Annotated in this window: 9 protein-coding genes and 1 pseudogene; 5 read left to right on the top strand and 5 right to left on the bottom strand. The window is 70.8% G+C overall.

Features of this window, described 5'->3' with window-relative positions:
- The 3 genes from D7W82_RS41130 to D7W82_RS35555 form a co-directional block, all read left to right on the top strand.
- The coding region (locus D7W82_RS41130; protein ID WP_147439709.1) for an ABC transporter permease at window positions 1-98 on the top strand (98 nt) is incomplete at its 5' end.
- Between the two features lie 9 nt (window positions 99-107).
- Window positions 108-1,763: a HEAT repeat domain-containing protein gene (locus D7W82_RS35560; RefSeq protein ID WP_120622557.1), complete on the top strand. Its 1,656-nt coding sequence runs from the start codon at window positions 108-110 to the stop codon at window positions 1,761-1,763.
- 76 nt (window positions 1,764-1,839) lie between these two features.
- A complete protein-coding gene (locus tag D7W82_RS35555; RefSeq protein ID WP_120622556.1) occupies window positions 1,840-2,418 on the top strand; it encodes a GNAT family N-acetyltransferase in 579 nt (192 codons plus the stop codon).
- A gap of 10 nt (window positions 2,419-2,428) precedes the next feature.
- Here D7W82_RS35555 and D7W82_RS40720 read toward each other — a convergent pair whose 3' ends face one another.
- Both D7W82_RS40720 and D7W82_RS35545 read right to left on the bottom strand, forming a co-directional pair.
- Window positions 2,429-4,057, bottom strand: a complete 1,629-nt coding sequence (locus D7W82_RS40720) for a hypothetical protein (RefSeq protein WP_158617786.1) — start codon at window positions 4,055-4,057, stop codon at window positions 2,429-2,431.
- 279 nt (window positions 4,058-4,336) lie between these two features.
- On the bottom strand, window positions 4,337-4,750 hold the full coding sequence (locus D7W82_RS35545; RefSeq protein WP_120579775.1) for a hypothetical protein: 414 nt from the start codon (window positions 4,748-4,750) through the stop codon (window positions 4,337-4,339).
- A 395-nt stretch (window positions 4,751-5,145) separates the two neighbouring features.
- Between D7W82_RS35545 and D7W82_RS35540 the strand changes: the two genes are divergently transcribed.
- A complete protein-coding gene (locus D7W82_RS35540; protein ID WP_120622555.1) occupies window positions 5,146-7,062 on the top strand; it encodes a thiamine pyrophosphate-binding protein in 1,917 nt (638 codons plus the stop codon).
- A 4-nt stretch (window positions 7,063-7,066) separates the two neighbouring features.
- Complete coding sequence (locus tag D7W82_RS35535) at window positions 7,067-8,032, top strand: 3-oxoacyl-[acyl-carrier-protein] synthase III C-terminal domain-containing protein (protein WP_120622554.1); 966 nt, start codon at window positions 7,067-7,069, stop codon at window positions 8,030-8,032.
- 12 nt (window positions 8,033-8,044) lie between these two features.
- Here the strand turns inward: D7W82_RS35535 and D7W82_RS35530 are convergent, their stop codons facing one another.
- The 3 genes and pseudogenes from D7W82_RS35530 to D7W82_RS40715 form a co-directional block, all read right to left on the bottom strand.
- Entirely contained in the window at window positions 8,045-8,869 is an 825-nt protein-coding gene (locus D7W82_RS35530) for a hypothetical protein (protein WP_120622553.1), read from the bottom strand.
- Between the two features lie 11 nt (window positions 8,870-8,880).
- A complete protein-coding gene (locus D7W82_RS35525; RefSeq protein ID WP_120622552.1) occupies window positions 8,881-9,702 on the bottom strand; it encodes a hypothetical protein in 822 nt (273 codons plus the stop codon).
- 59 nt (window positions 9,703-9,761) lie between these two features.
- A pseudogene (locus tag D7W82_RS40715) lies at window positions 9,762-10,198 on the bottom strand (hypothetical protein); the annotation flags it as partial.

Below are 10,198 nucleotides of genomic sequence, written 5' to 3'. Positions count from 1 at the left end.
CGCTGGGGATGAGCTGCGGCGTGGGGCTCGTCTTCGGCATCTACCCGGCGTCGCGCGCGGCGCGGCTGGATCCGGTGGAGGCGATGCGCGCGGAGTAGGGAGCGGGAATGGGTGACGCACTGGCGGAGGCCCGGCGGCGGGCCTCCGGAGACGACCTCGCTTCGCTGCGCAGGCTGGACGCGCTGATGGTCCGTTCGGGCTTCCGGCACGCGGACCGCACGCCCCGCGAGTGGGTGGGGGAGCTGGTGGCGCAGGGGAGGTTGCGGAGGGGCGATACGTACGACGCGCACGAAGCGCTGCGGGCCATTGGCCTGGGGGCAGTGCCCGCGCTGCTGGAGGTGCTGGCGACGCCCCAACTGGCGGAGAAGGAGAGCGCGGACGCGAACATCCGCTTGAACGTGCTCGAGGCGTTGCTGGCGCCGCGCCCACCGCCCCGGTGCGCGGTGCCCGCCGTGCTGGGGCTCCTGTCCCGGCGGAGCGCCCGGGTCCAGCGCCAGGCGATGCGGGCCCTGGTGTACCTGCGTCCCCGGCCCACCCGGCTCGCGGTGCGGCTGCTGCTGGAGGCCTGTCAGGACAAGACGCAGTGGCAGGCGCGAGCGACGGCGCTGGACGCGCTCGCGACGCTGGACGGTCCCGTCCCGGATGACGTGCTGCACGAAGCCCTGAGGAGGCTGTCGGACGAGAGCCCCTATGTCCGCCGCTCCGCGCTGCGCCTGCTGGGCCGGTGTACTCCGCCTTCCGAGGAGGTCCTTCACGCGCTGGAGGAGCAGGTGGTGCTGGACGACGAGAGCCGCGTCGTCGTCCTCCAGGTGTTGTCCTGGCTGTCGCCTTCGCGTGCGCTGCCCCTGCTGGACAAGACGGCGCGGGGACTGGTGGGCCTTCTGCCGAATGACCAGGACGGGGCGCGGCAGGGGCTCTTCGCGCTCCACCTGCTCGCGGGGATGGGCGCGCAGGCCCGGCCGGCGGTGGGCCTGCTGCGGCGCGTGGTGACGCATGCCGTGAAGCGGGGACATGGGGATCCCTTCGCTTGGAAGATGCGCGTGCACGCCGAGTCGGTGGCGGACGCCATCGTCCGAAGTGCCCCGTTGCCCGTGGAGGCGCGGACCCCGGGACAGGGCTCACCGCGATTGGCCCTGTCACTCGCGGGGCCGGGGCCGCTGCCGGTGGACGCGCAGCATCCGGACTCCGCCCGGTTGCAGGCCTGGGTGGATTCGCTGGGGCCGCTGAGCCAGGAAGAGGAGGTCCGGCTGTGCGTGGCAGCGGCGCGCGTCGCGGCGCGTATCTGGGACAGGCATGGGCCGGAGAACGACGGCGCCCAGTCGGCCCTCCTCGCGCTGGATGAGTGGATCCTCGCGCCGGATGAGGCGCACCAGCGCAAGGCGATGGAGATCGGCCTGTTCGTCCCCAGTCAGCTCCTGGCGTCGGAGTTGTTCAACGCGGCGTGGTGCCTCCACTACGCGACGCTGATGGTGGCGGACGCCGAAAAGCGGCACGTGGGCTTTACCGGCCTCACGCCCAAGGAGCCGGAGCACCTGCTGGCGACGTGCGCTTTCGCCGCGTACCGGGCGCTGAGGAGCGGAGCCTGCATGACCGTGGACGAGGGGTGGAGGGACTCCACCCTCACCTGGACGCGCACGGCCGACGAGGCGCTGGCCTTCCTCCACCGGGTGATGGTGGACGAGGTGCTGCCGTGGGCGCGGGGGGAATGGGATCCGCTCCGCGACGTGCTGCGCGAGCGGCGCCAGCTGCTGACGGAAGAGTGAACACGTCCGCGTCATGGCGGTGATGGCGCTCACCCGGTAGGGTGCTCCCGTCCCTACCGCAGGGGGCCTGCACCGCATGTCCATGTCCTACGTCACGCTTCCGCTGCCCATCGTCCCCGCGCCGTTCCAGGTGCGCGTCTTCACCCCCGAGGACATGGACGGCGTCATCGCGCTGTACTCGCATCCGGAGGTGGCGCGGAGCCTGAACTTCACGGTGCCCGTGCCGCGGGAGACGCTGCACCAGAAGCTGACCGGCGACCTGGAGGCGATGCGCCAGGGCAAGGGCATCCGGTGGGTGCTGTCGAAGGAAGACGACCCGACGCCCCTGGGCTACCTGACCCTCTTCAACTGGAGCCAGAAGGACCGCCGCGCGGAGGTGGGGTACATGGTGGCGCGCTCGCTGTGGGGGCAGGGCGTGATGACGGGCATCCTGCCCGCGCTGATCCGCTTCGGCTTCGAGCAGCTGAACCTCCACCGCATCGAGGGCATGGTGAACGTGCGCAACAGCGCGTCGTACAAGGCGCTGACGCGCGCGGGCTTCCAGCAGGAAGGCGTGCTGCGCGGCTACCAGGCCGACGGGAACGGGGGCGGGTTCAACGACATCATCCTGCTCGCGCTGCTCGAGGACGCCTGGCGCGCGTCCGTCGCGACGTAGGGCTGGGGCCTCACGGCAGGTCGCGCGCGAACTGTTCGCGGTAGCGGGCCTGGAGCGTCTTCAGCTGGCGGGTGCCCCGGTATTCGCGGGCGAGCAGGTGCCACGCCTCCGTGCGTGAAGGCTCCAGGGCGATGACCCGCTCCAGGTGCTTGCGTGCACGCGCATGCGCACGGGTGTTCGTCGCCAACACGCCGAGCAGCAGGTGCGCCTGCACCGCGTCCTCCCGGAACGCGAGCACCCGCTCACAGGCCGTGCGCGCGGAGCCCAGGAGCCCCTGGAGCAGGTGCAACTCGCATTGCAGCAGCGTGACGCTGGGGCTCGCCGGATACGCCCGGGCCAGCGCGGCGATGCGCTCCCTCGCGGGCCCCGACGAGCCGGCATGCAGCAGCGCCTCGACGTCGGACACCGCGCGCACCAGGGCGCCCTCTCGCGCGGGCTCGACGGCAGCGGTGCCCGCATCAGCCCGGGCCGGCAGCGCCACCTGCCTGCGGAGCCGGGCCGCCTGTTCCAGCACGGTCGCGGAAGCCGCCAGCCCCTGGGCCCGGGCCGCGGTCTCCTCCGCCCACGTCACGCAGTGGGCGCGGAGGAAGAGGGCCGCCAGGTCCGCCCACTGCGCGGGCTCCACGTCCGCGCGGGCCTCCAGGTTCGTCCTCGCCGCGACCAGGCTGTCCCGGGCTTCGTCGAAGCGGCCCGCGTGCAGGTGGAGCAGCGCGGCGTTCATGCGCAGGGAGGGCTCGCGGGGAAACCGCGCGATGGCCCGCTCGCAGCGCTCACGCGTGGCGTCCAGGCCCGGAGTGAGGTGCACGGCGAGGTAGCACGCCAGCAGTTGCACGCGCTCGTTCTGGGGATGCCGCACGGCCAGCGGCTCCAGGGCCTCCACGGCCACCTCCGGCCGGCCCGCCTTCTCCAGGGCGATGACCTCCGCCAGCCGCTGCCGCTCCGGCGGTGTCAGCGAACGGGGCGTGCCCTCCGGCCCCAGCACGACGCTGGAGGCGCGCACCCGCTCCGTCCATTCGAGGAGGAAGTCCCGCTCGGGCCCTTCCCAGGCCGGGCCCGTCATGGCCTCCACCGCCACGCGCAGCTCGCGGGCCCAGGCCCTCTGCGCCTCCAACTCCACGCGCGCCCCGGGCAGGTGCCTCAGCCCCGCGCCCAGCAGCGCGAGCGTCCGCGCATCGAACCCCGTCTGGCCCGCGTCGTACTTCGGCGACATCCATCCCCGTCCGTCGCGCACGTGCGGCGCGCCCAGGGTGTGGGCCCACTCGTGCAGCAGGACCGCCACCTCCAGCCGCTGCCGCGCCTCCACCGGGAGCTCTCCGCCCAGGCCGCGCAACACGCAGTGCCGTCCCAGCACGCGCGCGAAGCCCAGCTCGTGCTGCGCGCCGCTGAAGGTCGCCGGCGCCGCCACCAGGCCCACGACGAGGTCCACGTCCTCGCCCTCGTCCACTTCCTCCAGCGCGTCCAGCACCGGCTCCAGCGGACCGTCCGAGCCGCGCCGCTCCCACGCCCGCACGGATTCCAGCTCGAACGTGATGCCCAGGGGACCGCGCACCGACTCGCTCGCGCGCTGGAGCCATCCGGCGACGCCGCGCTCCCAATGGAGCCCCCGCGCACGGTGGTCCACGTCCGCGTACACGCGCACCCGCAGCGGCCTCGCGGTAGGGGCAGGGGAGGAAACCGCGGACAGGGCGGTGCTCGCCCGCGCTCCGTCACGGGATCGTGGCGGGGCCGCGCAGCGCAGCCCCAGGAAGCCAGCGAGGAGGAGCAGCAGCGCCCCGAACCAGCCTGGCGTCCGCGGGGACCCGGGAATCACGGACAGGACCTGGCAGGTAGTGGGGGGACGGTGCCCGCGAACGGGCAGGGGAGGCGGTGGGGCCTCTACCGGAAGGAGGCTGCCACCGCCATCACCCGGGGACGGACCTCAGGCCGCGGCGTCCTCTTCCTTCGAGGGCTCCGTGGCGTTCGTGATCCAGTCGATCGCCTTGTGCTCCCAATCGGAGTCCTTCGACGCGTCGATGTAGCGCTCCCACTCGTACACGCCGCTCTGCTTGGCCATGCGCACCATCATCAGGCGGGCCACGGTGCTGTCGAGCACCACCGCCGAGCGCACCATGCCGTTCTGCCGGAGCCAGCCCATGGCCTGCTTGATGATCTCCTGGGTCTCCGGCGGGTTCGCCTTCTGGCCGCGGATATCCACCATCAGACCGAAGGGCCGCCCACGCTTGATCGCCACCTTGGCGCGAAGGTCCTCGAACCAGACCTTGGCCTCGGCGGGGGTGATGTAGCCCGGCGCATTGAGCCGGAAGCCGTACTCCGTCCTCAGATTCTCAGCCATGACAACCCCCACTTTGATGATGTGGTGCGCGCGCCATTCCCGTGTGACCCCGGCTGGATGGCAGCACGTCCCCGAGCCTACCCCAGTCAGCACGTGAGTGGATCCACTCCTGCCGCACCTGCGTACGCGCGCGAGCCACGTCCTCTCCGTGAAGATGGAGACGTCCCCCGGTAAACGTGGTACTCGTCACGAAGTTTGAGAATCCAGCCTCAGGCGAACTTTCCACTATTTTTACTTCACAGTCGCTCGCTTCTCCGCTATTAAGGGGATGCAGTTTTCCAGTACCCTCGCAATACTGTCACAGGCATCGAGGTCCCCCCGGACTCGGTGGCAGCGAGTCGACGCGGCAGCAGCGTCGACCTCACGGGTTCCGGGGCCTTGGAGACCGTCCTTCAATGTCCAACTCCTCGCTCGCTGAGCTCCAGGCCATCACGTCGAACACCCTGCGGAACGAGGTGCCCGTCGAGGCGCTCCGGCACGAGACGCCGGCTCCGGGGAAGACGAACGGGATGGAGGCGCGTCACGGGGATCCGATCCCGATGTACGGGGACGTGAATGCGCGGGGCTTCAAGACGGTGGAGGACATCACGGTCGCCGACTGCGTGATCGCGCACCTGGAGGCGGAAGAGGTGGACGCGGTGTTCGGCGTCCCGGGCGGCAACATCGCCCCGTTCCAGCAGGCGCTGCGCAAGCACAAGTCCATGCGCTTCATCATCGCGTCGCACGAGGGTGGCGCGGCGTTCATGGCGGACGGCTACGCGCGCGCGACCGGCAAGCTGGGCGTGTGCATGGTGACGGCGGGCCCGGGCGCCACCAACGCGCTGACGGGTGTGGCCTCCGCGCACCTGGACGGCGTGCCCCTCTTGGCCATCAGCGGCAACATCGCCACGGACCGCGTGGGCCTGATGGCCATCCAGGAGAGCAGCAGCACCCACGGCGTGAACACGGTGGAGATGTTCCGCCAGGCGTGCGCCAGCTCCACGGGCGTGCCGGACGCGCAGAGCTTCCAGCGGCTGCTGGCGCGTTCGATGCGCACCGCGCAGGGCCTGCCTGGCGGCGCCGCGCACCTGAGCGTGCCGGCCAACATCGCGCGCCAGCCCATCCACCGCGCTACGGTTCCCACCACGCGCGGCGCCTTCCGCGCGCGTCCGGCGAGCGCGCCCTTCGAGGACCTGCGCGCCGCCTTCACGCTGCTGCGCACCGCGCGCCGTCCGCTCATCTTCCTGGGCGCTGGCGCCCGCGAGGCGATGGCCGAGCACGCCGAGCTCTTCACCGCGTTCGTCACCCAGCACGGCATCCCGGTGGCGACCAGCATGCGCGGCAAGGGGCTGTTCTCCGAGCGCGAGGCGCTGTCGCTGGGCGTGCTGGGCCTGGCCGGCAGCAAGCGCGCCGAGGCGTACCTGCGCGACGGCGTGGACGTGATGCTCGTCCTGGGCAGCCGCCTGGGGGAGTGGGCCTCCCGCAGCTTCCACCGCTACTTCCAGGCCATCCACCACGTCATCCAGGTGGACGTGAACGCCTCCAACATCGGCCAGTTCCTGCCGGTGCGGCTGCCCATCGTGGCGGACGTGGGCTCGGTGATGACGGGCCTGGCGGAGCTGGGGCAGATGATTGGCCCGTCCAGCGGCGCGCGCGTGCAGGAGCGCTGGGCGCAGGTGGTGGCGCTGACGGAGCCCGCGCCCGTCATCCGCACCCCGCAGGACCGGGACTCGGTGAAGCCGCAGGACCTGATGGCGGAGCTCGACAAGCACCTGAGCCCGGACATGGACCTGTACATCGACATGGGCAACTGCACGGGTTGGACGTCGCACCTGCTGCACATCACGCCCCCCGCGCGCATCTTCTACCCGTGCGGCCTGTCGTCCATGGGCTGGTCCTGCGGCGCCGTCATCGGCGGCAAGGTGGGCCGGCCGGACCGCTCCGCGGTGGCCATCGTCGGTGACGGCGCGTTCCTGATGAACGGCACGGAGATGATCACCGCGTCGCGCTACCGCGTGGGTACGGTGACCATCGTCCTCAACGACAACTTCCTGGGCATGGTGAACCACGGCGAGCACGTGCAGGACCGCACGCAGCCGCTGGAGGATGACTTCTACGGCCTGGGCAACCCGGACCTGAAGGCCTTCTCCGAGTCGCTGGGCGCGCGCGCCTACACGGTGAACGGCCCCGGCCAGCTGGACGCGCTGCTGCCGGAGGTGCTGCGCCGCGCGAATGAGACGGGCCAGCCGCAGGTCATCGTCGCCCACATCGACTACCGCGAGGTCCCGCCGTACGGCGACCGCTTCGCCGCGGTGGCGTCGGACGGGAAGTAGCACCATGCCGGCCGCGACCTTCGCGCTCCTGGGAGTCGGCGCAGCTGTCCCGGAGCAGGTTCGCGGCAATGACGACCCGTTGTTCGAGCCCCTGCGCCGCGCCGCTGGAAGCGGTGGGGAGCACGCGCTCTTCTACGGCAACCGCGAGCGCAGGGTGCTGGGCCCGGGCGAGTCCCTGGCCGCGCTCACCGCGAAGGCGGGCGCCGCCGCGCTCCAGGACGCGGGGCTGACGGCCGCGGACGTGGAGCGGCTGTACGGCTACGTGTCGGTGTCGGAGTTCATCGCGCCGAACGAGCTGTACGCGGTGCACCGCGAACTGGGCCTGTCCCAGGGCACGCTGGTGGTGCCGGTGAACGCGGACTTCGCCAACTTCCTGATGGGCGTGGTGCTGGCCTGGGAGGCCCTGCGCGCGGGCAGCATCCAGCACGCGATGGTGGCCGTGGGCTCCGCGTGGACCCGCAACGTGGACTACACGCAGGGCCACGCCATTGGCATTGGCGACGGGGCGGGCGCGGTGGTGGTGGGCGCGGGTGAAGGGCTCACGCTGGTGGACTGGGGCGCGGACACCTTCAGCGACGAATACGGCGCGATGATGATGGGCTCGCGGCCGGAGTCCGGCCTCGCGTACCCGACCTATGGCATCGCCCCCGCGGCGGGCGTGAAGGCGTTCCTGAACTCGGGGATGAACGGGCCGCCTCGGCTGGTGGAGCGGCTGCTCGCGAAGCACGGCGTGGCGCGCGAGGACGTGACGCTCATCTCCCACCAGGCCACGCGCAAGCTGATGGACCACTGGGCGCGGGAGATCCGCCCGCGCGAGTACCTGGACACCTTCGAGCAGTACGGGAACATGGTGCACGCGTCCATGCCGGTGACGCTGGCCCGGTTCCGCCGCGAGCTGCGCACGAAGTACCTGGTGATGGTCGGCCTGGGCATTGGCGCGCACCAGATGGCGCTGCTGGTGCGCGTCTAGCGGGACTGCTCGCTACTGATCGTCGCAGGGCGTGCCCAGCCGGATGCCCGTGTAGACGCCCAGCTCGTTGTAGATGAGGGGCAGGTTCTGCTCCACGGGGACGTTGCGCAGCTCCACCTCCTTGCGCGCCTTCTCGATCCAGATGGGCTTCTGCGCACGGTCGATGACGAGCCGCAGCTGGCCCTTCCTGGTGGTGAAGATTTCGCCCTCGGAGTCCGCGACCACGTTGGTCATCTTCTGCGGCTTCAGGTCTCCGCGCGGCCCGATGAACACGCGGAAGTTGCGGGACTCCGCGGGCGTGAAGCCCTTGTCCACGTAGTAGTACGTGCCCTCCGAGTCGCGCAGGAGCGCGTGGGGCGCGAACTTCTGCGGGTTGGGCACGTAGGTGGCCTTGCGCAGCAGCTCCCGCGCCTGGGTGCTGGGGAGCATCTCCAGCGTCACCTTGCGCTCGCCGCAGCGCAGGGAGCAGGTGCGCTCCTTCGTGTCCACGGACAGCTGCGAGTGCACGCGCAGGTCCACGCCGTCGTAGTCGGCGGTGCCGTTGGGGTTGAAGAAGCGCGGATCCAGGAAGGTGGTGGCGGACAGGTTCCGGGAGCGGGAGCGCGGCACCACGACCAGGGACTTGCCGTCGCCGTAGTAGAGCTGGTCCTCCAGCTCGTCCGTGTCCTCGCGGGGCACGGAGACGACGTAGTGGCCTTTGCCGTCGGTGCAGACGGCGGTGGCCTCCAGGAGCATGCGCTGGCCCAGGTTCTCCGCCTTGCCCCACGGCGGTTCGACGGCGGCGGCGGGGCTGGCGCAAAGGAGCACGGCCACGGGGAGGATGCGTTGGAAGAGCATGGTGCGCGGGCCTAGAGGTGCTTCTTGAAGTAGCGGGTGGCGGCCTTCTCCTGCTGGCTCGCCTCCGGGGTGGTGGTCCACACGAAGCGGTCGCCTTGCAGCGCGGGCTCCAGCGTGGCGCCGAAGCGGCAGTCCATCTGCTTCAGGCGGGCCTTCACGGTGGTGCGGGCCTCGTCGGAGACGTCGCACAGGGCCTTCAGCGCGGTGAGGGGGAAGACGCAGTAGCGGGAAATCTTCTGGGCCTTGAGGAAGGGCTCGGTGACGGTGGTCCAGTCGATGGCGCCCGCCACGGAGGTGCCGCAGGTGGTGTTCAGCGCCTGGAGCGCTTCGGCGTAGGCGGTGTCGTGGACGGCTTCCTCCGCCTTGCGGTCAAAGGCCATCAGCTTCGCGAGCTGGCCGCTCTGGGTCTGCTGCTGGTGCTGGGCGTAGACCTCCTCCGGCTTGAGCTTCTGGGAGCGCGCCTCGTCGTACTGGACGGCGATGCCGTTGCCGGGACCGCCAGGGAAGTGCAGCTCCGCGTTCTTGCCCACGATGATGAGCGGCGAGTAGTCCTTGCCGTGCCACTGGGTCGTGTAGTTGTGGCGCAGCGTGCTGGGGCTGCTCCAGTCCTTCAGGGTGTAGGGGAGGACCAGGTTGTCCAGCACGGAGCCCGTGCCCTGGATGCGCAGGAGGAACTTCTTCTGCTCACGGGGCGCGAGCGGAACGACGGCGACCTGTTCTCCCTGCGGACCGACGAACACCTTGCCGGCCTCCACGGGAGCGGGCGGCGCGGCCCGGGCGGGCAGGGTGCCTAGAACGGTGGCCAGCACGGCCACGGCGACGATGCATTTCATGTTGGGTGTTTCCCCCTCACCCGGCCGCGGTCATGCGGACGGGCGGTGTTCGCTCAACGCTACAAGTCGATACCATGAGTCTGACATTCGGTGATGAGCCGCGACGTCAGGTGCGACTTGTCGATCTTCGCCGCTTCCGAGCGGACGGCGGCGAGATCCTTCGTCTGGCAGCGCATCTGGATGGCCAGATGGTGCGCTGCCAGGTTGTTCTGGGCCGCGTAGCTCTGCTGGGCCATGCGGACCGCGGTATCGAAGTCCTCGTTCTTCGCGGCCGCCTGGGCTTCCTTCAGCTTGCTGGCCGCGAGGGCATCCGTAGGCTTCTGCAGGATGCTGGGAGCCTGTGCCTTGCCGCCAGTCTTGACCGCCGTCTTTCCTGGGGCCGTGGGCTGCACCGGTGTCTCGACCTTCGCTGGCGTGTCACTGACGGTCGTCGGAGTGACGGGCGGAGGAGTCGGAGTCTGCGCGATGGTGGGCGGCGGGGCGGCCACCATCGCGC

Source organism: Corallococcus sp. CA049B (assembly GCF_003611685.1).
Lineage (GTDB): Bacteria > Myxococcota > Myxococcia > Myxococcales > Myxococcaceae > Corallococcus > Corallococcus coralloides.
This window is presented reverse-complemented; position numbering and strand designations above follow the sequence as displayed.